General features: G+C 69.7%; 15 protein-coding genes and 1 pseudogene. 8 read left to right on the top strand and 8 right to left on the bottom strand.

Annotated elements, in window-relative coordinates:
* Window positions 1-105: 105 nt before the first annotated feature.
* From BLU84_RS19165 to BLU84_RS19150, 4 genes are all read right to left on the bottom strand, one after another.
* The gene (locus tag BLU84_RS19165; protein WP_074871009.1) at window positions 106-2,400 is read right to left on the bottom strand and encodes a TonB-dependent receptor; all 2,295 of its coding nucleotides are present in this window, start codon (window positions 2,398-2,400) and stop codon (window positions 106-108) included.
* 381 nt (window positions 2,401-2,781) lie between these two features.
* Window positions 2,782-3,675, bottom strand: coding sequence for a LysR family transcriptional regulator (locus BLU84_RS19160; RefSeq protein WP_074871007.1), 894 nt, complete (start codon window positions 3,673-3,675; stop codon window positions 2,782-2,784).
* Between the two features lie 134 nt (window positions 3,676-3,809).
* Window positions 3,810-6,338 carry a sodium:solute symporter family protein gene (locus BLU84_RS19155; RefSeq protein ID WP_074871006.1) on the bottom strand — a complete coding sequence of 843 codons (2,529 nt, stop codon included), beginning with the start codon at window positions 6,336-6,338 and terminating at the stop codon, window positions 3,810-3,812.
* Window positions 6,339-6,414: 76 nt separating this feature from the next.
* A complete protein-coding gene (locus BLU84_RS19150; protein WP_074871004.1) occupies window positions 6,415-7,269 on the bottom strand; it encodes an HpcH/HpaI aldolase/citrate lyase family protein in 855 nt (284 codons plus the stop codon).
* Window positions 7,270-7,753: 484 nt separating this feature from the next.
* Between BLU84_RS19150 and BLU84_RS19145 the strand changes: the two genes are divergently transcribed.
* A complete protein-coding gene (locus BLU84_RS19145) occupies window positions 7,754-8,656 on the top strand; it encodes an alpha/beta fold hydrolase (RefSeq protein WP_074871003.1) in 903 nt (300 codons plus the stop codon).
* Between the two features lie 9 nt (window positions 8,657-8,665).
* Window positions 8,666-10,327, top strand: a complete 1,662-nt coding sequence (gene oleC / locus BLU84_RS19140; protein ID WP_074871001.1) for an olefin beta-lactone synthetase — start codon at window positions 8,666-8,668, stop codon at window positions 10,325-10,327.
* 46 nt (window positions 10,328-10,373) lie between these two features.
* Here oleC and BLU84_RS28800 read toward each other — a convergent pair.
* Window positions 10,374-10,448: pseudogene (locus BLU84_RS28800) on the bottom strand (DUF6053 domain-containing protein); the annotation flags it as partial.
* 85 nt (window positions 10,449-10,533) lie between these two features.
* On the opposite strand from BLU84_RS28800, the gene oleD reads away from it, so the two are divergent.
* The 3 genes from oleD (at window position 10,534) to ubiB (ending at window position 14,249) form a co-directional block, all read left to right on the top strand.
* On the top strand, window positions 10,534-11,520 hold the full coding sequence (oleD, locus tag BLU84_RS19135) for a 2-alkyl-3-oxoalkanoate reductase (protein ID WP_074870999.1): 987 nt from the start codon (window positions 10,534-10,536) through the stop codon (window positions 11,518-11,520).
* A 214-nt stretch (window positions 11,521-11,734) separates the two neighbouring features.
* Complete coding sequence (locus BLU84_RS19130; RefSeq protein ID WP_074870997.1) at window positions 11,735-12,394, top strand: ubiquinone biosynthesis accessory factor UbiJ; 660 nt, start codon at window positions 11,735-11,737, stop codon at window positions 12,392-12,394.
* A 169-nt stretch (window positions 12,395-12,563) separates the two neighbouring features.
* Window positions 12,564-14,249, top strand: coding sequence for a ubiquinone biosynthesis regulatory protein kinase UbiB (gene ubiB, locus BLU84_RS19125; RefSeq protein WP_074870995.1), 1,686 nt, complete (start codon window positions 12,564-12,566; stop codon window positions 14,247-14,249).
* A gap of 563 nt (window positions 14,250-14,812) precedes the next feature.
* Here the strand turns inward: ubiB and BLU84_RS19120 are convergent.
* Window positions 14,813-17,590, bottom strand: coding sequence for a M16 family metallopeptidase (locus BLU84_RS19120; protein ID WP_074870993.1), 2,778 nt, complete (start codon window positions 17,588-17,590; stop codon window positions 14,813-14,815).
* A 151-nt stretch (window positions 17,591-17,741) separates the two neighbouring features.
* Here BLU84_RS19120 and BLU84_RS19115 point away from each other — a divergent pair, with 151 nt between their 5' ends.
* Window positions 17,742-18,476: a pseudouridine synthase gene (locus tag BLU84_RS19115; RefSeq protein WP_074870990.1), complete on the top strand. Its 735-nt coding sequence runs from the start codon at window positions 17,742-17,744 to the stop codon at window positions 18,474-18,476.
* Between the two features lie 122 nt (window positions 18,477-18,598).
* On the opposite strand, the gene BLU84_RS19110 is transcribed toward BLU84_RS19115, so the two are convergent.
* Complete coding sequence (locus tag BLU84_RS19110; RefSeq protein ID WP_074870988.1) at window positions 18,599-19,267, bottom strand: hypothetical protein; 669 nt, start codon at window positions 19,265-19,267, stop codon at window positions 18,599-18,601.
* 210 nt (window positions 19,268-19,477) lie between these two features.
* Here BLU84_RS19110 and arfB point away from each other — a divergent pair, with 210 nt between their 5' ends.
* Both arfB and BLU84_RS19100 read left to right on the top strand, forming a co-directional pair.
* Window positions 19,478-19,882 carry an alternative ribosome rescue aminoacyl-tRNA hydrolase ArfB gene (gene arfB, locus BLU84_RS19105; protein ID WP_074870986.1) on the top strand — a complete coding sequence of 135 codons (405 nt, stop codon included), beginning with the start codon at window positions 19,478-19,480 and terminating at the stop codon, window positions 19,880-19,882.
* Window positions 19,883-19,904: 22 nt separating this feature from the next.
* Entirely contained in the window at window positions 19,905-20,573 is a 669-nt protein-coding gene (locus BLU84_RS19100) for a 1-acyl-sn-glycerol-3-phosphate acyltransferase (RefSeq protein WP_233431186.1), read from the top strand.
* Between the two features lie 599 nt (window positions 20,574-21,172).
* Here the strand turns inward: BLU84_RS19100 and BLU84_RS19095 are convergent.
* Window positions 21,173-21,892, bottom strand: coding sequence for a GntR family transcriptional regulator (locus BLU84_RS19095; RefSeq protein WP_074870982.1), 720 nt, complete (start codon window positions 21,890-21,892; stop codon window positions 21,173-21,175).
* Window positions 21,893-22,431 lie beyond the last annotated feature (539 nt).

The following is a 22,431-nucleotide window of genomic DNA, read 5'->3' as shown; positions in this document are numbered from 1 at the left end:
CAAGTCGATTCCTGCAACGAAGAAAAGGCCGCCGCGGCTGTCCTTGCCGCGGCGGATGAGGGCGTTCCGGTCCGGCCTGCGCCGCAGATCTCAGAACTTAGGAACTCAGAACTTGAAGGTGTGGGAAAGCGAGATCGTGCGCCCGCGCCCGGCCCAGTAGTTCTGGAACCCGCCCGGCGGCTGCGACCAGCTCAGGATGTATTGCTTGTCCAGCAGGTTCTCGATGCCGAGCGAGAGCTTGCCGTAGCGCTCGGTCTCGTAGTTGAAGCCCAGGTCGAACAAGGTGTAGCCCTTGGTGCTTTCGCTGAAGCTGAAGGCGCGGTTGTCGAACCCGCGCACGTCGCTGCCGGACAGGTCGCGCGAGAACAGCGTGGTCGCGCCCAGGCTCACGTCGGCGTTGGGGCGGAAGTTCCAGGTCAGGGTCCAGGCGAACTTGTCGGGATTGATGTCGAGCACGCCCATCGGCTTGTTGAGCCCGCCGGCGCCGAAGCGGCCGGCGGCGTCGGCGGTCCAGAACGCGGTCTTGCCGCGGGTGCGCGAATACACCGCGCTGACCCGCCAGGCGTCGTTGAAGCGCCAGTCGGCGGACAGCTCGACGCCCTTGATCCGCACCGGCGCGCGCAGCAGCACCAGGTCGTTGGTGACCGGGTCGATCGCCAGCGACTGGCCGTAGTCGGACTTGGAATCGTAGTGCGAGGCGCTCAGCGAGCCGCGCTCGCCGCGCCAGTTGAAGCCGAACTCGGTGTTCTTGACCACGATGGCGTTGAGGTCGAGCAGGTCGCCGACGCTGATCGGCGGGTCGTTCGGGCAGCCGTCGGTCTGGATGCTGCCGCCGTCGCCGGAGCACTGCACGTTGCGCAGCGGGATGCCGACGTTGGCCAGGGTGAAGCCTTCGCCGTAGGAGCCGAACACCGACCACTGCTCGTTGACCCGCCACACCGCGCCGAAGTTGGTCAGGTTCTCTTGGTAATCGAGCGTGCCGCCGCCGACGTGGCGGCGGTCGCGATACCAGGTGGTGGTGTAGTCGTTCACGTGCAGCTCGCCGTCTTCGCGGCGCAGGCCGCCGGACAGGGTCACCGGGCCGATGTCCCAGGACAGCTGCATCCACGGCGCGCGGCTCTTGTACTCCATCGGCGGCACCCACAGCCGGTCGGTCAGCGCCAGGCGCTGCTCGGCGGTGTCTTCGACCAGGTCGACGCCGACGCGCAGTTCCAGGCCTTCGACCGCGAACAGCGACGGCCGCGCCCACGAGGTGCGCAGGCCCTTCTTGTTGGTGACGATTTCCGATTGGTCCCAGACCTGGCCGATCGGCCCCAGCAGCGGATCCTGGCGGTCGATGGTGTTTTCCGGCAGGTAGCGCATTTCCTGGTCGGCCTTGTAGCCGTTCACGGTCAGGGTGCCGCCGAAGAAATCGCTGTGGGTGTAGGTGAGCTGGTATTGCTTGAAGTCGTTGATCGCGGCCTTGGAGCCGAAGATCTTGCCGCGCTCGGAGGTGTTGGTGCGGGTCTCGCCGCACAGCGCGCGCTCGTCGGGGCGGCAGCCCAGCACCTGGATGTAATTGGCCTTGCCTTCGATGTTGAAGTGGCTGACCGAGCCTTCGATGCGCTGGGTGCCGTCTTCGCCGAAGTCGTAGCCGGCCTTGAGGAACAGGTTGCGCGATTCGGTGTCCGCGAGCGAGCCGCTGGTGTTCATGCCGATGCGGCGGCCGCTGCCGTCGTAGGTGATGCCGCGGTCCAGGAACGAGGCGCTGGCGAGCATGTCGAAGTTGCCGGCCTTGCGGGCGAAGTTGAAGCCGAGCTTCCAGCCGGCGCTGTCGTCCTTGAACTGGGTGGTGTAGCGGCTGACGACGGTGAACTCGTTGCCTTCCTTGGTCGGCGCGGCGGAGAGGTAGTTGATGATGCCGCCGGCCGCGCCGATGCCTTCGGACGCGGACGGACCGTTGATGACCTCGATCCGGCCGACGATGCCCATGTCGGTGAAGGTGCCGTTGCGGGTGCCCTCGCGCAGCGGCGAGCCTTGCGGCACGCCGTCGAACAGGCGCAGGGCGACGCGGCCGCGCAGGTTCTCGCCGGTGTTGCTCATCGCCTGCGAGGATTCGGCGTAGCCGGGCACGGTGCGCGCCAGCACTGCGGTGGCGTCTTCGGTCAGCACCAGGCTGCGCGCGAGTTCGGCCTTCGACACCAGGGTGATGGCGCCGGGAATCTTGTCGACCGCCTTGGGGCTGCGCGTGCCGGTGACCACGACGTTGTCGAGGTTGACCGCGGCGCGGTTGGCGGCGGCGGTTTCGCTCTCGGGCGCGGCCGGCGCGGCGGCCGCAGCGGCGTCCTGGGCGGTGGCGGTGCCGGCGGCGAAGGAGAGCAGCAAGGCGCTGCCGATCGCGGCGGAAAGTGGCTTGAGCATGTTCGGTTCCGTCGTGGTGGTGCGAAGGCCGGCGCGCGCCGCGAGCGGCGTCGCGCATCGTTCCGGCGTTGGCCCGACGGCAGCGTGGCCGCGTCCTTGTGGCGACGTCCCCGACATCGCGCGATCCCCGGATGCTGGCGAGACTATGCGTTCGCCTGCGGGCATAGAACCGTTGCGCGCTATGTTCAGAGGCTAGGTTTTGTTGGGTGAGGCGTTACAAATTCTTGCTGCGCTGCAACGTAAACGCTAGGAGATAGCGGTTAGGAGTCGGGAAACAGCGGTGGGGTTTCGTTTCAGGCTGTAGGAGCTGCGCGAGCTGCGACCGCGGGCGTTCACGCTCGCGTCGTATGCGTGGTTTCGCGGTCGCGGCTTGCGCCGCTCCTACAGGGGGTTCGGGGCGCTGCGCTGCTGCATGGCTTTCTTGCTTTCCTGCAACAGCACGGTGACCAGGCGCACGCGCACGCTCGAGCGCGACCAGACGATGCCGATGCAGCGCTTGGCCGAGGCGTCGGGCAGCGGGATGCGCGCGAGTTTCAGGCCTTCGGGCCACGGCTGCGCCCAGTCGGGCACCAGCGACACGCCCAGGCCGCGGTCGACCATGACCGCGATGGCGTTGAGCGCGTTCAATTCGAAGCGTTCGCGCGGGACGATGCGCTGCGCGCGCAGGTATTCCTCGGCCTGGCGGCCGCCCCATTGATGGCGGTCGTAGCGGATCAGCGGCTGGGTGGCGAGCAGTTCATGCGGGTCGCGGTCGGCCAGGTGCGCCGGCGCCAGCACGATCAGCGGTTCCTCGCGCAGCAGCTGCCACTCGCAGGTCTTGGGCAGCGGGAACGGCGCCTGCAGCACGATCGCCGCATCCAGGTCGCCCTGTTCGACCGCGTGATAGAGGTCGGCCGAATAGCCCGGCTTGATGAAGACGTTGATCTGCGGAAAGGTCTCGACCATGCGCGCGAGCACATCGGGCAGGATCCCGGCCAATGCGGTCGGGCAGGCGCCCAGGCGCAGTTCGCCGGCGATTTCGCTTTCGGTGGCGACGCTGCGCAGGTCGGCGATGTTGCGCAACAGCTCGCGCGTGCGCGGCAGGATCCGCGCGCCTTCCTCGGTGACGCTGACGGTGCGGCCGACGCGCGCGATCAGCGGTGCGCCGATCTCGCGTTCCAGCGTGCGGATCTGCTGCGCCACCGCGGCCGGAGTGATGCCGAGCACGCGCGCGGCGGCGGCCATCGAGCCTTGGTCGACGATGGTGACGAAGGTGTTGAGGAACTGGGTTTCCACGGCGGCTCGCGTTCGTTGTCGGGCAACGCTACCTCAGGTGGGTGGGGTGGGCTACTTCCATTAGTCATCTTTGTGTGGGGGGCGGCCCTCACCCCAACCCCTCTCCCGTACACGGGAGAGGGGCTTTCTAGAGCCTAATCGGACTTGGCTGTTCCTTCTCCCGCTTGCGGGAGAAGGTGCCCCGCAGGGGCGGATGAAGGCCTGTCGCGATAAATCGTCAACCCATCCAGCGACTGCGTCGGCGCCGGAAAGAACAGGCTGGCGATGTAACCGATCACGATGCACAGCGCGATCGAGATCGCCAGGTAGTAGTACGGATGCACCGCGCGCAGCGTCCAGATGCCCAAGGTCAGCACCACGCTGGCGCCGATCCCGATCGCCACGCCCTGCCAGTTGGCGCGACGCGTGAACATGCCCAGGGTGTAGGCGCCGGCGAAACCGCCGCCGAGCAAACCGGCCAGTTCGATCGACACGTCGAACAGCGAATGGATGTCGAACTTCGACAGCAGCAGCGCCGCGCCGATGCCGACCAGACCGACCACCACGGTCATGAGTTCGGCGAAGCGCACGCTCTGCTGCGCGCTGTGGCCTTTGTGCAGCTTCTCGTAGAAGTCCACCGAGATCAGCGTCGCCACCGAGTTCATGATCCCCGACAGCGTCGCCATCGCCGCGGCGAAGATGCCCGCGATGATGAGCCCGGTCACGCCCACCGGCAGTTCGGCGGCGATGAACATCGGGAAGGTCGCATCGATCGGCAGCAACGGATTCATGCGCTCGGGATGCTCGCGGTAGTACACGAACATCGCCGTGCCGATGGTGTAGAACACGATGCCGCCGGGAATCATGATCGCCGCGAACGCCCAGATCGAGCGGCCGGCTTCCCTGGCCGAGCTGGTCGACAAGGTGCGCTGCATCAGCACCTGGTCCTTGGGGAAGGTCAGCACCACCTCGAACAGCACCAGGAACAAGAAGCCCCACACGGTGGCCTTGGTCAGGTCGAAGCTGAAATCGAAGGTGTGCATCTTGCCTTCGGCCATCGCGGTCGACCAGAACTGGCCGAAGCCGCCGCGCAGGCCCCAGATCATGAAGCCGATGGCGAAGATCGCGCCGCCCATCTTGACGATGACCTGGACGAAGTCGGTCCAGATCACCGCCTTCATCCCGCCCATCGCGGTGTAGACGATGGTGAAGCCGCCCATCAGCAGCACGCTCCAGAACACGCTGATGCCGGTGATGGTGGCGATCGCCAGCGCCGGCAGGAACAGAATCACGCTCATGCGGCTGCCGATCTGCACGAACACGCACAGCGCGCTGGCGAGCATGCGGATGGACGGATGGAAGCGGGTTTCCAGGTACGAGAACACCGACATCAGGTCGAGCCGGCGCAGCAGCGGCACGATCCAGATCGCCACGAACACCAGCCCGCCGACGGCGATGATGTTGTTGGCCATGTACTGCCAGTTGGTTTCGAAGGCCTTGGCCGGAATCGCGATGAAGCTGATCGAACTGGTGTTGGCCGCGTACAGGCTGATGCCGGCGGCCCAGAACGGGATGCTGCGGCCGCCGACGAAGAAGCTGTCGGTGCTGCCGCGTTTTTCGCGCAGATAGAAATACAGGCCGATGCCGATCATGCCGGCGAGGTAGACGACGATGACCGCCCAGTCGAGCCAGTGCAGGCGCAGCTTGTTGGACTGGATCTGAGCGGTGGCGAAGCGGGTCTGGGCGCCGTCGGCGCGCGCCCACATCAGGCCGTCGGGCCAGGCCGCGGTGGCGAGCGCGTCGGCCGGCACCTGCGCGCCGGGCAGTTCGGCCCAGGCGCCGGTGATGGTCTGGAAGGTCTTGAGCTGCGCCGGCGCATGCGCGCTGGCGCTCACCGGGATCAGCAGGTGGGCCTGGCCGGTGGCGCGGCCGGCGCCGGCGATCTGGCCGGGCACGCGGCTGGCCTCGCTCCAGCCGCCCTGGCCGGGCGTCCAGCGCAGCAGCCGGTCGGCGCCGCCGGCGGGGTCGGCGAGCACCAGGAACAGCGATTTGGTCTGGAACAGCGCGGTACGCGGCGCGCCCGGCGCGGTCCAGGCGGGCGCCGCGGCCCAGGCCGCGCGTTCGTCGCCGAGCGGGCGCTGGTACAGGCGCGGCGCGCCGTCGGCGCCGAGGCCGGCGAGATAGAGCGTGTCGGCCGACCACGCCGCGGCGGCGTCGCGCAGCGGTTCCGGCGCGGCCGGCAGCGGCAGCGCCTGCAGCCGCGCGGGGTCGGCTTGAAGCCGCGCCAACGCGCCGTCGGCGGACAGCGCGAACGCGCGCGCGCCGTCGCCGAGGATCGCGCGCAGCCGCGGCGGCGGCGTCCATTGCAGCGCGCGCCATTGCGCGGCGCCGGGATCCAGGCGCCACGCGCTTTCGCTGCCGACGGCGACGGTGGCGCCGTCCAGCTGCGCCAGCCCGAGCGGCGGCGCGGCGGTTTGCAGCGCGGGCAATTCGCCGCTGCGCAGCGGGGTCAGCGGTTCGGCCTGCAGCGGCGCGGCCAGCGCCGCCAACAGCAACAGCATCCACAGCGACAGCGCGCGCGCCGCCGATATCGGCGGCCACAGGGCGCGGCGTGCGCCGGCCAGACTTGAACGCGCCGCTGGCGCGCGACGACCCGGTTTCAGCGACTGCGACTGCTGCGACATCCGTTCCCGTTCCCCTAAACCTGCGCGGCGCCCTGTGCGCCGCGCGTGGATGCCGCGGCGCGCACGCCGCGGCCGTTCACGTGCGTTCCGCGGTGGCGAGCAAGGCCTGCGCGCGCTTGAGGAACGGCCGGTCGATCATGCGCCCATCGACCACGAACACGCCGCGGCCGCCGTCGGCGGCGGTTTCGGCCGCGCTCACGATGCGCCGAGCCCGCGCGAGTTCGTCGGCGCTGGCGGCGAAGGCGCGGTTGGCCAGCCCGACCTGGCGCGGATGCAGACAGGTCTTGCCGAGAAAGCCCAGGCGCTTGGCGACCAGCGCTTCGTCGAAATAGCCGGCTTCGTCGTGCAGGTCGGCGTAGGCGCCGTCGAGCGCGAACACCCCGGCCTGGGCCGCGGCCATGCGCACCGCGAACAGCGCGGCGTGGACGTTGGCGCGGTCGTCGCGGGCGATGCCCTGGGCTTCGAACAGGTCGGCCAGCCCGAGCTGCAGCCCGGCCACGCGCGGGTGCGCGCCGGCGATGGCCGCCGCGGCGAGCAGCGCGCGCGGGGTTTCGATGTTGACCAGCAGGCCGATCGGGCGGGCCACGCCGTTGCGTGTCTCGGCCCGTTCCAGCGCGGCCACGGCCTCGTGCAGGGCCGCGGCCGATTCGATCTTGGGCAGGTTGATCAGGTCGGTGCCCTCGCGCGCGACCGCGGCCAGATCGGCGGCGAAGTGCTCGCTGCCGGGCGCGTTGACCCGCACGATCATCAGCTTGGACGAGGCCGCGGCGGCGCTGGACGCCAGGAACGCAGCCACCGCCACGCGCGCGGCGGCCTTGCGCTCGGGCGCGACCGCGTCCTCCAGATCGAAGGACAGCGCATCGGCGGCGCCGGCCAGGGCCTTGTCGAACAACTCCGGCCGCGCGCCCGGGACGAACAGCTTGCTACGCATGGCGGGGCGGGGCGGCGGCAGTCATCATGGGGCGAGTGTGCGGCAAGCGCCCGCGGCCATCGGCACAGGGGCGGCATGTTCAAACGATAGGTTTTGTTGCGACCGCTGGGCCGATCGCATGGGCTGCGTGTAGGAGCGGCGCAAGCCGCGGCCGCGGGGGTTTCGAGCTCGCGCCGGAGGCCGGAATTCGCGGTCGCAGCTCGCGCAGCTCCTACAGGGGCTGCGGGGCGATTCGCGGGCGCCGGCGGACTCGCATGGGCTACCTGTAGGAGCGGCGCAAGCCGCGACCGCGGGGTTTCCAGCTCGCGCCGGCCGCCGGAATTCGCGGTCGCAGCTTGCGCAGCTCCTACCAGGGGCTTCGGGGGATCCGCGGGGCGCCGGGCCACGCCCAGACCGCAAAAATTCCCCATCCGGCCCCGGCACCGGATAATGGCCGCCTGTCCGCCCTGGCCCGCCCCGACGGCGCGCCGCCAACGAGCCCCCGATGACGTCCAGCCCCCGCTTCCCCGACTACCCGTTCCAGCCGCAACGTTTCGAGGTCCGTCCGGGCATCGGCCTGAGCTATCTCGACCAGGGCCCGCGCGACGGCGAAGTCGTGGTGATGCTGCACGGCAACCCGTCGTGGAGCTATTACTGGCGCAAGCTGGTGCTGGGCCTGCACGACCGCTACCGCTGCATCGTCCCCGACCACGTCGGCATGGGCCTGTCCGACAAGCCCGGCGACGAGCGCTACGAATACACCCTGCAATCGCGCGTCGACGACGTCGAGAAGCTGTTGCAGCACCTGGGCATCAGCGGCCCGATGACGCTGGCCGTGCACGACTGGGGCGGCGGCATCGGCTTCGGCTGGGGCCTGAAGCATTCCGACCAGATCAAGCGCCTGGTGATCACCAACACCGGCGCGTTCCCGCTGCCGGCGGCCAAGCCGCTGCCCAAGCGCCTGCGCCTGGGCCGCGATTCGGCCATCGGCACCGGCCTGATCCGCGGCCTCAACGCCTTCGCCGGCGGCGCCGCGCGCCTGGGCGTGTCCAAGGCGATGCCGGCCGAGGTGCGCCGCGCTTACGTCGCGCCGTACGACTCCTGGGCCAACCGCATCGCCACTTCGCGCTTCGTCCAGGACATCCCGCTGGGCGAGGGCGACAAGGCCTGGCCGCTGGTGCAGGCGATGGGCCGCAAACTGCCCGAGTACGCCGACCGCCCGGCCTTCATCGGCTGGGGCCTGGGCGATTTCGTGTTCGACCACCACTTCCTCAAGGGCTTCACCGACGCGCTGCCGCAGGCCGAAGTGCATGCGTTCCAGGACGCCGGCCACTACGTGCTGGAAGACAAGGCCGCCGAGCTGGTGCCGGCGATCCGCGCCTTCCTCGACCGCAATCCGCTGGGCTGAGACCGACGCATGGACGCTTCCGACGCCGTCTGCAACATCGCCGCCTCGCTGCCGCGGCTGGCCGCGCAATCGCCGCAACGCGTGGCCATGCGCTGCCCCGGCACGCGCGGGCCCGACGGGCTGGCGCGCTACGACGTCGAGCTGACCTACGCCGAGCTCGACCGCCGCAGCGACGCCATCGCCGCCGGCCTGGCCAAGCGCGGCATCGTCCGCGGCACCCGCACCGCGGTGATGGTGCGGCCCTCGCCCGAGTTCTTCCTGCTGATGTTCGCCCTGTTCAAGGCCGGCGCGGTGCCGGTGCTGATCGATCCGGGCATCGACAAGCGCGCGCTGCGTCAATGCCTGGACGAAGCCGCGCCGGAGGCCTTCATCGGCATTCCGCTGGCGCACATCGCCCGGGTGGTGCTGGGCTGGGCGAAGTCGGCGCGCATCCGCATCACCACCGGCGCGCGCGCATTCCTTGCCGACGACACGCTCGCACGCGTCGAACGCGCCGGCGAAGGCGCCGGTTCGCAGTTGGCCGACACCAAGGCCGAGGAAGTCGCGGCGATCGTGTTCACCAGCGGCTCGACCGGCGTGCCCAAGGGCGTGGTGTTCCGCCATCGCCACTTCGTCGCCCAGATCGAGATGATGGGCGAGGCCTTCGGCATCGCGCCGGGCGGGGTGGACTTGCCGACGTTCCCGCCGTTCGCGCTGTTCGACCCGGCGCTGGGCCTGACCTCGGTGATCCCCGACATGGACCCGACCCGGCCGGCGCAGGCCGATCCGGCCAAGCTGCACGATGCGCTGCGCCGGTTCGGCTGCGACCAGTTGTTCGGCTCGCCGGCGCTGATGAAGGTGCTGGCCGATTACGGCCAGCCGCTGCCGACGCTGCGCCGGGTCACTTCGGCCGGCGCGCCGGTGCCGCCGGACACGGTCGCCAAGCTGCGCGAGCTGATGCACGAGGACGCCCAGTTCTGGACCCCCTACGGCGCCACCGAATGCCTGCCGGTGGCGGTGATCGAGGGCCGCGAACTGCAATCCACGCGCGCGGCCACCGAGGCCGGCGCCGGCACCTGCGTCGGCCGCGCGGTGGCGCGCAATCAGGTGCGCATCGTGCGGATCAGCGACGAGGCCATCGAACAGTGGTCGGACGAACTGCTGGTGCCGGCCGGTACGGTCGGCGAAATCACCGTGGCCGGGCCGACCGCGACCGATGCGTATTTCAACCGCGACGGCATGACCCGGCTGGCCAAGATCCGCGAACGCACCGCGCAGGGCGAGCGCATCGTCCATCGCATGGGCGATGTGGGCTATCTCGACGAGCAAGGCCGGCTGTGGTTCTGCGGGCGCAAGGGCCACCGCGTGGAAACCGCGAACGGGCCGCTGTACACCGAGCAGGTCGAACCGGTGTTCAACACCCATCCCAAGGTGCGCCGCACCGCGCTGGTCGGCACTGGCGCGCAGGGCCAGCAGCGGCCGCTGCTATGGGTGGAACTGCACCAGCCGCGCGTGGGCAACCGCGAGCGCGAACGCATCCTCGCCGAATTGCGCGAGATCGGCGCCGGCCACGCCCACACCGCCGGGATCGAGCGCTTCCGCTTCCATCCGGGCTTCCCGGTCGACATCCGCCACAACGCCAAGATCGGGCGCGAGAAGCTGGCGCTGCAGGCGCGCGCGATCGGCGACTGAGCGCCGCGTCGGGCCTGCGGTTGTGGGAGGCCCTTGTTGTAGGAGGGCCTTCAGGCCCGATGCTTTTGTTCCAGATCACGGCGACCTGAGAGAAAAGCATCGGGCCTGAAGGCCCTCCCACAAGAGCCCGCGGCTGTCGCCCAGGCGACACTCCGCCCGCGCCGCAGGGCCTATCATTTGCCTCCCCATTCTTGGAACCGAACGCGATGAAGATCCTGGTGACCGGCGGCGGCGGTTTCCTCGGCCAGGCGCTGTGCCGCGGCCTGGTCGCGCGCGGCCATGAGGTGGTCAGCTTCAATCGCGGCCATTACCCGGCGCTGGACCCGCTCGGCGTGACCCAGATCCAGGGCGACCTGGCCGACCGCGACGCGGTGGTCGCCGCTGCGCAAGGCTGCGAGGCGATCTTCCACAACGCCGCCAAGGCCGGCGCCTGGGGCAGTTACGAGAGCTACCACCAGGCCAACGTCGTCGGTACCGAAAACGTACTGGCGGCCTGCCGCGCGCACGGCATCGGCAAGCTGGTCTACACCTCCACGCCCAGCGTGACCCACCGCGCGACGAACCCGGTCGAAGGCGGCAGCGCCGAGACCGTGCCCTACGGCGACGGCTTCAAGGCCGCCTACGCCACCACCAAGACCATCGCCGAAAAGGCCGTGCTCGCGGCGAACTCGCCGCAGCTGGCGACCGTGGCGCTGCGCCCGCGCCTGATCTGGGGCGTCGGCGACAACCAGTTGCTGCCGCGCCTGGTCCAGCGCGCCAACAGCGGCCGCCTGCGCTTCGTCGGCACCGGCGAGAACCGCATCGACACCACCTACATCGACAACGCCGCCCAGGCCCACTTCGACGCCTTCGAGCATCTGGCGCCGGGCGCGGCCTGCGCCGGCAAGGCCTACTTCATCAGCAACGGCGACCCGCGCACCGTGCGCGAGACCCTCAACGGCCTGCTCGGCGCGGTCGGCGCGCCGACCGTGGACAAGACCCTGCCGTTCCGCGCCGCCTATGTCGTCGGCGCGATCTGCGAAGGCCTGTGGACGCTGCTGCCGCTCAAGGGCGAGCCGCCGATGACCCGGTTCCTGGCCGAGCAGCTGTCGACCACGCACTGGTACGACATGGGCCCGGCCAAGCGCGACTTCGGCTACGTGCCGCAGGTGAGCTTCGACGAAGGGCTGGCGCGGGTGAAGGCGGCGCAGTAGGAAAGTGGCCGGAGTTCCTGTAGGAGCGGCGCGAGCCGCGACCGCGGGGCTTCGATCTCGCGCCGGACGCCGGGTTTCGCGGTCGCGGCTCGCGCCGCTCCTACAGGGGCTGCGGGCCGCATTCGTGCCGCGCCGCCACGCCGCGTCGCTAAACCGCACCGCGCTTGCACAAAGCGCTAACAGCCGCCTGGGCGGGGCCGGATAGAATGGACGCATGAACGATTCCGCCTCGCCCCTGGATGCGCTCAAGCCGCTCGCCGGCCGCGCCCTGGAAGCCGCGCTCAACCGCGCGCTCGCGCTCGATCCCGACACCCGCGCCGGCCTGTCCGCGCTCGACGGCCGCAGCATCGCCCTGCATCTGGCCGAGCCGCCGCTGGCCGCGCGCATCCTGGTCGCCGGCGAACGCCTGGAAGTCGGCCCGGTGCGCAGCAGCGACGAACCGGACCTGTCGGTGCGCAGCACCCTCGGCGCGATCTTCGCGCAACTGCCGAGCCTGCTCGGCGCCGCGCGCAACGAACAGGCCGCGCCGGTCGGGAAACTGCGCATCGAGGGCGACGCCGATCTGGCCCGGCGCCTGCAGCGTCTGGCCGAGCGGTTCGATCCGGACTGGCAGCAGCCCTTCACCGCAGTGTTCGGCGACCTGGTCGGCGTGCAGATCGCCAACGCCGTGGCCGGCGCGCTGCGCCATGCGCGCGACGCCGCCGGCGCGTTCGCCAGCAACGCCGCCGAATACCTGACCGAAGAAAGCCGCGACCTGGTGCCGCGCGCCGAGCTCGACGCCTTCCACGACGACGTCGATGCGCTGCGCGACGACGTCGAACGCGCGGCCGCGCGGGTGGTGCGCCTGAGCGCGCGCGCGGGCGAGCGCGCATGAGCATGCCGCCGCGGCGCCGCAGGCTCTTGTGGGAGGGCCTTCAGGCCCGACGCTGTTCGGTCAGCGGCGAGGTTTCTTCCACATCTGAAACAAGAGCATCGGGCCTGAAGGCCCTCCCACAAAAGCGGGCCCTCCCACAAAGGCAGGCCCTCCCGCAAAAGGTCCGCGCATGAAATCCGCCGCCCGCGCCTGGCGCATCGGCCGCGTGCTGCTGCGCTACCGTCTCGACGCCTTACTCGACGACACCCCGGTCGAACGCTGGCTCAAGCTCGCGCGTCCGTTCGTGCCGCGCGCCTCGGCCGAGGTCGAGGCGATGTCGCGCGGCGCGCGCCTGCGCCTGGCGCTGCAGGAGCTGGGCCCGATCTTCGTCAAGTTCGGCCAGATCCTCTCCACCCGCCGCGACCTGGTGCCGCCGGACATCGCCGCCGAGCTGACCTTGCTGCAGGACCGGGTCAAGCCGTTCGACGGCGAGACCGCGCGGCGCATCGTCGAAGGCGCGCTGGAGCGGCGCATCGACGAGGCCTTCGATCGTTTCGACATCGAGCCGCTGGCCTCGGCCTCGATCGCCCAGGTCCACGCCGCGCGCCTGCCGGCGCAGGGCGAGCGGCCGGCGCGCGAAGTCGTCGTCAAAGTGTTGCGCCCCGACATCGAGGGCAAGATCGCCGGCGACATCGCCCTGCTCAAGGCGATGGCCGCGCTGGTCGACCGCACCCATCCCAGCGCCGACAAGATCCGTCCGCGCGCGATCGTGGCCGAGATCGAAAGCACGCTCGCCGCCGAGCTCGACCTGCAGCGCGAAGGCGCCAACGCCAGCGTGCTGCGCCGGTTCTGGGCCGACAGCGACGACATGTACGTGCCCGAGGTGATCTGGACCCACACCTCCGAGCGCGCGCTGACGTTGGAGCGCGTCTACGGCATACCGTCGGACGACATCGCCGCGCTCGACGCCGCCGGCATCGACCGCCGCGCGCTCGCCGCCAAGGGCGTGCGGGTGTTCTACACCCAGGTGTTCCGCGACAACTTCTTCCACGCCGACGCCCACGCCGGCAACATCTGGGTCGACAGCGACCCGGCGCGGCGCAACAACCCGCGCTTCATCGCCCTGGATTTCGGCATCATGGGCCAGTTGTCGGACGAGGATCAGTACTACCTCGCCGAGAACTTCATGGCGATCTTCAACCGCGACTACCGCCGCATCGCCGAGCTGCACGTGCAGGCCGGCTGGATGCCGGCGCACATCCGCATCGACGAACTCGAAGCGGCCACGCGCGCGGTGTGCGAGCCGTACTTCACCCGTCCGCTCAGCGAGATTTCGCTGGCCGAGGTGCTGCTCAAGCTGTTCCGCACCGCGCAGCGCTACGAGCTGACCTTGCAGCCGCAGCTGATCCTGTTGCAGAAGACCTTGCTCAACATCGAAGGCGTCGGCCGGCTGCTCGATCCCAAGCTCGATATCTGGGCGGTGGCGCGGCCGGTGCTGCAGCGCATCTTGCTCGATCGCTACAGCCCGCAGCGGCTGGCCGGGGAGTTCCGCAAGCGCTTGCCGGAGTTGGTGACGCGCGCGCCGGAGATGCCGCGGTTGCTGCATGCCTGGTTGAGCCAGCAGGTGGCCGGGCAGCATGAGTTGAAGATGCGTTCGGGCGATATCGTCGAGCTCAACCGCACGATCAAGGATGCGGTGCGGCGGACGGTGTCGGCGATCCTGGGGACGGGCTTGCTGATCGTTTCGGCGGTGTTGTACGGGCTGGAGTCCGGCGGGCCGCGGTTCTGGTCGGTGCCGGCGTCGTCGTGGATCGCGGGGTTGGGCGGGGTGTGGGCGTTGTTGGCGGCTTGGCCGCGGCGGCGGTGGTTCAAGTAGCGGTCGGGCGTTGCGGCGTTTGCGCGTTGCGACGTTTTTTTGCGATGAGGCGCGGTAGTCGTCGTTGTTTCGTTTTCGCGGTCGCGGCTTGCGCCGCTCCTACAGTTGGATACGAAACTGGCCGGAGTTCCTGTAGGAGCGACGCAAGTCGCGACCAACCGCAGCGACGCAGCTCCGCCGCAACTTACCGAAGCCCCGCAACCTCCAGCCCGTCATTCCGGCGAAAGCCGGAATCCATTTTGATGTTGCTTCTGCTTCTCTCGTAGCAACGAGTGACGACCAGCCAAGATCAACAGCTTCCGTCCGCAAGCGGCCGGGTCACTTTCTTTGTCTTGCCAAAGAAAGTAACCAAAGAAAGGCGCTTTCCTTGTTTTCGAATCAAGAGCCACTAAGGTTCGGTGCGTTCGCAGGGATGCGCCACACAGGCCATCCATGGCCTGGGTGGCGCACGGCGCACATCCTGTGCGCCGCCCTTCGGGTCTCTGATTGCCTGTGGCGAGTTCGCGGTGGCGGGGGGAGCGAAGAGCAATGGCGACGGCCACAACTTCGCTTCCTGCGCGGATTTACTTTCCGCTGGCCTTCTTCGCAGCGTCGAAATCCCCGGCCAGATACACGCTGAAGTCTTGTGGCTTCAGGTGCCGCTTGATCGCTGCGTTCACCGACTCCACCGTCAAGGCCTTGAGCTTGGCGTCCAGGTCCGCAGTGGATTGCATGGTTCGGCCGAAGAACAGGTTGCGGCTGAGCAGGCCGGCGACGTTGCTGTCGGAGGCGCGCGCTTGCTCGCGTCGGGTCAGCAGGCCCGAGACTGCGTCGCGCAGTTCGTCGGCGGCTACGCCGCTTTCGACCAGGCGGGTCAGTTCTTCGCGCGTGGCGCGTTCGACCTTGTCCAGGTTCTGCGGCGCGGCGATGGCCTGCATGCTCCAGTTGCCGTCGTCGTCGCGGCCGTCGCGGCTGTCGTCGGCGTCCAGGCGGCTGCCCGCGCTGTAGCTGAGGCCGTCCTTTTGGCGCAGACGGTCGATCAGGCGCGATTTCATGCCGCCGCCGAGGATGTAGTTGGCCGCCACCAGCGCCGGGTAATCGGGGTCGGTTTCCTTCAGCGACAGGTTGGCGCGCGCCAGCAGCACGCCGTTGGCCTTGTCCGGCGCGTCCAGACGGCGCTGCTCCGGCGCCACCGCGGTGTAACGCGTGGCGATGGGCGCGAACGCGTGGCCGGCCTTCCAGGCCGCGAACAGCGTGCGCAGCTGGCGTTCCAGCGCGTCGGGATCGAAATCGCCGACCACGGCGATCTCGCCCTCGGCGCTGCCGTAGAACTCGCGGTGGAACGCGCGCAGTTCCTCGAGCTTGAGCGCGCGGATCGCCGCCAGCGATTCGTCCAGGCTGCGCGCGTGCAGCGGGTGCCCGGCCGGCCACGGGTCGAAGTGGCGGGCCAGCGCCTGCCCGGCCAGCGTGTCGGGTTCCTGGCGCTGCGCTTCCAGGCCGGTGATGGCCTGGCGCCGGTACTGTTCGAACTCGGCCTCGGGGAAGGCCGGTTCGCGCAGCAGCTTGGCCGCCAGTGCGACGGCATCGGCGAGTTGGTCGCGGCGCGTCTGCAGGCCGATCGAGGCCGATTGCAGGTCGCCGCCGACGCGCGCGCTGGTCTTGAGCGCCTGGAAGCGCGCGTCGATTTGTTCGCGGCTGAGGCCGCCGCCGCCGCGCATCAACTGCGCGCCGGCCAGGCTGGCGGCGACATCGCGCCCGCGCAGCGAATCGGCGTCGCCGAAGCGGAAGTTGGCCGAGAACGTCACCGTGTTGCCGCGGGTCTTCTTCGGCAGCAGGGCCAGCTTGAGGCCGGCGCCGACGCCGGTGTCGATGGTCAGCGTGCGGGTGCGCGCCTGGATGTTCGCCGGGCTGGGATCGAATTGCTCGCCGGCGTCGACCCCGCGCTTGGCGACATAGCTTTTCAGCGCGTCGGCCGCGTCCGGCGCCTGCGGCACCTCGACCCGGTCGGGCTTTTCTTCGGGTTCGAACCGGCCCAGGGTGCGGTTGCTCGCGCGCAGGTAGGCGCGCGCGACCCGGTTGACCGCGTCGGCGTCGACTTTTTCGACCGCGTCGCGGAACTGGAAGTACAGGCGCCAGTCGCCGACGGCGATCGAGTCGGTCAGGCTCATCGCGATGCCCGAGACGTTGGCGTCGGCCTGTTCGTAGGCGTTGAGGATGCGCTGGCGGGCGGCCTCGACCTCGGCCGCGTCGATCGGCCGCTGGGCGATGCCTTCCAACTGCGCCAGCAGCACCTGCTGCGCCTTGGCCGCGTCGCCGCCCTTGGCCAGCGCGATCTGGGCATTGAACAGGCCCGGGTCGCGGAAGGTATCGGCGCCGGCGCCGACGCTCTCGGCCAGCCCGGTTTCGACCAGAGCCTTGTGCAGGCGCCCGCCGGGAGTGCGGCCGAGCAGTTCGCGCAGCACCGCCAGTGGCGCGGCATCGGCGTGGGTGATGGCGGGGGTGTGATAGGCCGCCATCAGCAGGCGCAGGTCGCCGACCCGGCGGATCACCACTTCGCGTTCGCCGTCCTGGGCCGGTTCGCGGGTGTAGAACACCGGGATCGGCTGCGCCGGCTTGGCCAGGCCGCCGAAGCGGCGCGCTACCGTGTCGAGCGTGCGCTGCGGATCGATGCGTCCGGCGACCACCAGGGTCGCGTTATCGGGCCGGTACCAGGTGCGGTAGTAGGCGCGCAGGCGCTCGATCGGCACGTGCTCGACGTCGCTGCGCGCGCCGATGGTGCTCTGGCCGTAGTGGTGCCACAGATAGGCGGTCGAGCGCGTGCGCTCGTCCAGAACGTTGAAGGCGTTGTTTTCGCCGCTTTCCATCTCGTTGCGGACCACGGTCATCTCGCTGTCGAGATCGGCCTTGGCGACGTCGGAATGGAGCATGCGGTCGGCTTCCAGGGTCAGCAGCCAGTCCAGCGTGCCCTCGTCGGCCGGGAAGGAGCCGTAATAGTTGGTGTAGTCCTGGGCGGTGTTGGCGTTGAAGTTGATGCCGCGCTTCTTCATTTCCGCGGGAATGTCGCGGTGCTCCGGCGTGCCCTTGAACATCATGTGCTCGAGCAGGTGGGCCATGCCGGTTTCGCCGTAGTTCTCCTGCGCCGAGCCGACCCGGTAGACCAGGTTCACCGTCACCGTCGGCTGGCTGGCGTCGGGGAACAGCAGCACGCGCAGGCCGTTGCCCAGGCGGTATTCGCAGATGCCTTGCGCGCAGGGCCCGGCGGCGACGCCCTGCGGCGGGCGCGCGGGCTCGGCGCGGGCGCCGGCGAGGGCCAGGCTCAGGGCCAGGGCGAGCGGAACGGCGAGGCGTTGCGGTGCGGACATGGACACTCCTTTGTGTAGGCGGGCGGTGCGGCGGCGAGTGCGACGGCAGGCATGACGACGTGATGCGGCGGCGGGGCTGCGCCGCCCTGAGGCATAGACGACAATGGAACCCGATTACCCCCCACGCCGGCTGCCGGCGCGCACGCATCCGATGTCGAATTCAGACGCAACGCACACTAGCGAGACCGCCGCCGCCGGCCTGCCGGTGCTGTACGCCGACCAGGCCCTGGCGATCATCGACAAGCCGGCGGGGCTGATGGTTCACGACAGCGCGCTGGCGCGCGGCGAGACCGACTTCGCCGCCGACCGCCTGCGCGAGCAGTTCGGCCGGCCGATCTTCCTGGTCCACCGGCTCGACCGCGCCACCAGCGGCTGCCTGCTGCTGGCGTTCGACCGCGACACCGCCTCGGCCCTGGGCAAGGTGCTGATGTCGCGCGAGGTCGAGAAGGATTACCTGGCGGTGTGCCGCGGCTGGCCGGCGCAGGACGCGTTCGAGGTCGACCACGATCTCGACGGCGGGCCCGGCAAGCCGCTCAAGAAGCCGGCGCAGACCCGCTTCGCGGTGCTGGCGCAGACCGAGCTGGCGCTGCCGTCGGCGGGTTTCGCCACCTCGCGCTACGCGCTGTTGCGCGCGCAGCCGCTGACCGGGCGCTTCCGCCAGATCCGCCGCCACCTCAAGCACCTGTCGCATCACCTGATCGGCGACACCAGCCACGGCGACGGCCGCCACAACCGCAGTTTCCGCATGCTCGGCATCCATCGCATGCTGCTGCACGCGCAGCGCCTGGCGTTCGTGCATCCGCACAGCGGGCAGCGGATCGAGGCGACCGCGCCGGCGGATGCGGAGTTCGCCAAGGCGCTGGCCTTGTTCGAACGCGCCGACTGAGCCGGCGCAGGCGCGCCGGACCGGTGTGGACAAACGCGAAAACGCGGCGCTAAAACGACGCCGGGCCCGAATACGCTCGCGCTGGAGCGTGTTCGGGCCCGGTGTGCCGCAAGCGCCGGTGATCAGGGTCGGCGCCGCGGCCGGTCTTCGTAGTAGTAGGTATTGCCCTGCACCTGTACGCGCGGCCCGATCGAGCGCTGGATCGCGGCGTTGGTGATGTCCTGCAGCAGCGCGCCGCCGAGCGCGCCGCCGACCGAGGAGCGCGGCGCGTAGCCGTTGCGCGAGGACACCGACGGCGCCGGGCCCTGCATCCCGTCGGGATAGGCCTGCTGGAACAACTGGTCGTATTCGCTTTGCGGGCCGCGGTTCTGCGCGCCGTAGGAAGACGGCGCGCGGCGCTGTTCGGCGGCGAGCTGTTCCAGCACCAGGCGGCCTTCCGGCGTTTGCGACAGGGTCTGCAGCGCGCGCGCGTCGACCTGCTGGTCCTGCGGCATGCGGCTGAAGGCGTTCTGCATCTGCTGCAGGGCCTGGCTCTGGACCTGGTCGAACTGGCCGAGGATGCGGTTGTCGGTGGCGTTGGCCGGGCGGCCGACCAGGGTCTCGGCGGTGGAGCGCGCGGCGCGGGCCATGCGCCGCTGGAACGCCGGATCGTTGAGCTGGCTGTTGACGTTGGCCGGGTCGTAGCGCTGCGGAATGGCCTGGGCGCTGGCGGCGGGCGCCGCGGCGGACAGGACTGCGAGGGCCAGGACGGCCGGCCACAACGTGGCGAACGGACGGAGCGGGCGCTGCATGCGGGTTCCTCCTTGGAGCGCACGGATCGAGCGTGGACCGCCATGGTCCCTCCGTGTGCCGGCCGCGTCAACGACGCCCCCGTGACTTGGGGCGATCGCGCCGGCATCGTCGCTCAAACCGCGCCCAAGCCGCGCGCCGCTGTGAGCGCCGTCAAAAGCCCGTCATGGACGAACGGCCGCCGCCGACTACAATCGCCGGCGGAGGAGAGCATGGCCATCACCATTCCCGAGGCGGAACTGGTCGAACGCTTCGTGCGGTCGACCGGTCCGGGCGGGCAGAACGTCAACAAGGTCGCCACTGCGGTGGAATTGCGCTTCGACGTCGCCCAGTCGCCGTCGTTGCCCGAGGCCGTGCGCGAGCGGTTGCTGGCCAAGCGCGACCGGCGCGTGACCAACGACGGCGTGCTGGTGATCAGCGCCCAGCGCTTCCGCACCCAGGAACGCAACCGCGAGGACGCGCGCGAGCGTCTGGCCGCGTTCGTCGACAGCGGCCTGCGCGCGCCCAAGCCGCGCGTGGCCACCAAGCCCAGCCGCGCCGCCAAGGAGCGCCGCCTCGGCGCCAAGCGCGATCGCGGCCAGACCAAGCGCGCTCGCTCGCAGCGCGAGTGGGATTGAACCGCGAGCCCACGGAGACTGCATGTCAGCCGAACCCGAGACCCCCATGGACGGCGCCGCCAACGCCAAATTTCAGCATCCGCCCGGTGCGCCCGACGGTTCGGTGGCGTTGCCGCTGCCGCCCAACGTGCCGCGGGTCAAGCCGAGCCGGCTGGCGCGCTGGACCGGCCGCACGATCCTGCGCCTGGGCGGTTGGCGCATGGTCGGCCAGTTCCCCGACGTGCCGCGCGCGGTGTTGATCGGCATCCCGCACTCGTCCAACTGGGACGGGGTGTGGGCGTTCGCGGCCAAGGCGGCGATGGGCTTGAACGTCAACATCATCGCCAAGGAATCGCTGTTCAAGGTGCCGGTGGTGGGCTTCATGCTGCGCCGCTTCGGGGTGATCCCGATCAACCGCAGCGCGGCGCACGGGGTGATCGACCAGGCGGTGGCGATGATCAAGGGCGCGGAGAAGTTCTGGCTCGGGATCGCGCCGGAAGGTACGCGCAAGCGGGTGGAGAAGTGGAAGGCGGGTTTTTGGAAGATCGCCAAGAACGCGGATGTGCCGGTGGTGTTGGCGTATTTCCACTATCCCGACAAGGTGATCGGCATTGGGCCGGCGTTCCATCTGGGTGAGGATATGGACGCGGATATGCAGCGGATTCGCGAGTATTGCCGGCCGTTCATTGGGAAGAATCGCGGGACGGTTTGAGCAACCGGAGCGGCGTGGCTCCGCCGTGATCTCCCGAAGCCCGCAATCCCCACGCCGTCATTCCGGCGTAAGCCGGAATCGATGTCGCTTCGGTTGGTTTCGTATCCGACTGTAGGAGCGGCGCAAGCCGCGACCGCGACAACGCACCTGCGACGAACTTCGCCTAAGCCCGTTGGTTGCGTTTGACGACAAGCTCAAGATCAACAGCTTCCGTCCGCAAGCGGCCGGGTCACTTTCTTTGTCTTGCCAAAGAAAGTAACCAAAGAAAGGCGCTTTCCTTGTTTTCGGATCAAGAGCCACTAAGGTTCGGAACTGACGCGGGGATGCGCCACACAGGCCATCCATGGCCTGGGTGGCGCACGGCGCGCATCGTGCGCGCCGCCCTTCGGGTCTCTCATTGCCTGTGGCGAGTTCGGGGCGGCGGGGGGAGCAAAGAGCAACAGCCATAGCAATGGCTATGTGCATTCCGGCTTTCGCCGGAATGTTAGGTAGAGGCGTGGCTTCGCGGCGCGATTGCGGAGCGGCGGGCTTCGGGTGTGCTTTGGCTTTCGCCGCAATGATGGGCGGGACGTTGCGCGGCTTCGGACGGTGCGGCGGGGCTACGTCGCTTCGGTGGGTTCCCGCCGCCGCCGCGGGGCGCGGCGGAAGTCCGGCAGCATCGGTGCGGTCGAGGGGATGTGTTCGAGTTGCGCGCGCAGGTCGTGCAGGGTGCTGAGGATGTGGGTCGACAGCAGTTGGTCGACCAGCGCTGCGTCGCGCTGCAGCCAGGCTTGCAGGATGCCGAGGTGTTCGTTGGCCGCGCGCGCTTCGCGCCCGACCGGTTCCAGGTGCTTACGCACGTAGCGTTCGGCCAGCACTTGCAGGCGCTCGACCAGTTGCGCGGTGATCTGGCGCCCGCCCGGCGTCACCAGAGCCAGGTGGAAGGCGCGGTTGCAGCGCACGCTGGCGTTGGGGTCGCCGTGGTCGGCCTGCTCCCAGGCCAGGAACGCGGCGCGGGCCAGTTCCTGGCCGGTCTCGCAGGCGATCAGGCAGGCCTGGGCGGCGGCTTCAGGTTCGATCTTGAGGCGCAACGCGAACACTTCCTCGGCTTCGGTCGAGGTCAGCGGGGGCACGAAAAAGCCACGGTTCGGGTGCGAAGACAGCAGGCCTTGTTCTTCCAGCCGGCTCAGCGCCTCGCGCAGCGGGATCTTGCTGATGCCCAGTTCCTCGGCCAGCAGTTCCTGCCGGATCGGCGCAAGCGGTGGGATCTGGGTCGACAGAATGCGCTCGCGCACCACTTCGAAGGCTTGGTCGGACAGCGAACGCGGCAGGATGCTCATGCGGCCAGTCTATCCAAGGCCGGCGCCGGAAATGTGGCGGCCATCGCGTCTGCGCGGGGAGCGAGCGTGAGCGGCTTAGTACTTTAGTGGGATGGGTTTCGCAAAAGCGCGGCGCGGCACGAAGAAGCGGCCTGCGGATGCGCCGATGAGCGGCAGCGATGTCACCCCGAGCCACTACCTGAGTCACGGAATCGCCACAGATTCCGCACATATCGTATACGGTATACCGATTAGCAGCCCGAAGTGACGCGCGTATGTCAGTGCGTCGGGCCGCGGCCGATCGGTAGCCCGCGGCCGTCAGGGGCGGCCGTCGCCATCGCAGCGCATGCCGGGTTCGGCCCTGGGCCGGCCGTGCCGGCATGCGCGCGCGCGGCGCGGCCGGGCGGCGCGCAGCCAAGAGAGCGCAGAACGCGACGGACGCAGCGATGCGGCCGCACGGGACTGCGCGTCCCGCGCGGCGGCCGCCGCGCCCGTCGCAGACCCATGCCGCCCAGCGCATCGCCGTACCGCAGTTGCAATCGCTCGCCGCGCCGCACACC

Source organism: Lysobacter enzymogenes (assembly GCF_900106525.1).
GTDB classification, from domain to species: domain Bacteria; phylum Pseudomonadota; class Gammaproteobacteria; order Xanthomonadales; family Xanthomonadaceae; genus Lysobacter; species Lysobacter enzymogenes.
This window is presented reverse-complemented; position numbering and strand designations above follow the sequence as displayed.

Bases quoted from the DNA above. Each gene is read 5' to 3' on its own strand.
- oleC (WP_074871001.1), top strand. From the start codon at position 8,666: ATGGACGCTTCCGACGCCGTCTGCAACATCGCCGCCTCGCTGCCGCGG.
- BLU84_RS19165 (WP_074871009.1), bottom strand. From the start codon at position 2,400: ATGCTCAAGCCACTTTCCGCCGCGATCGGCAGCGCCTTGCTGCTCTCC.
- BLU84_RS19130 (WP_074870997.1), top strand. From the start codon at position 11,735: ATGAACGATTCCGCCTCGCCCCTGGATGCGCTCAAGCCGCTCGCCGGC.
- ubiB (WP_074870995.1), top strand. From the start codon at position 12,564: ATGAAATCCGCCGCCCGCGCCTGGCGCATCGGCCGCGTGCTGCTGCGC.
- BLU84_RS19120 (WP_074870993.1), bottom strand. From the start codon at position 17,590: ATGTCCGCACCGCAACGCCTCGCCGTTCCGCTCGCCCTGGCCCTGAGC.
- BLU84_RS19155 (WP_074871006.1), bottom strand. From the start codon at position 6,338: ATGTCGCAGCAGTCGCAGTCGCTGAAACCGGGTCGTCGCGCGCCAGCG.
- arfB (WP_074870986.1), top strand. From the start codon at position 19,478: ATGGCCATCACCATTCCCGAGGCGGAACTGGTCGAACGCTTCGTGCGG.
- oleD (WP_074870999.1), top strand. From the start codon at position 10,534: ATGAAGATCCTGGTGACCGGCGGCGGCGGTTTCCTCGGCCAGGCGCTG.
- BLU84_RS19145 (WP_074871003.1), top strand. From the start codon at position 7,754: ATGACGTCCAGCCCCCGCTTCCCCGACTACCCGTTCCAGCCGCAACGT.
- BLU84_RS19095 (WP_074870982.1), bottom strand. From the start codon at position 21,892: ATGAGCATCCTGCCGCGTTCGCTGTCCGACCAAGCCTTCGAAGTGGTG.
- BLU84_RS19150 (WP_074871004.1), bottom strand. From the start codon at position 7,269: ATGCGTAGCAAGCTGTTCGTCCCGGGCGCGCGGCCGGAGTTGTTCGAC.
- BLU84_RS19100 (WP_233431186.1), top strand. From the start codon at position 19,905: ATGTCAGCCGAACCCGAGACCCCCATGGACGGCGCCGCCAACGCCAAA.
- BLU84_RS19115 (WP_074870990.1), top strand. From the start codon at position 17,742: ATGTCGAATTCAGACGCAACGCACACTAGCGAGACCGCCGCCGCCGGC.
- BLU84_RS19110 (WP_074870988.1), bottom strand. From the start codon at position 19,267: ATGCAGCGCCCGCTCCGTCCGTTCGCCACGTTGTGGCCGGCCGTCCTG.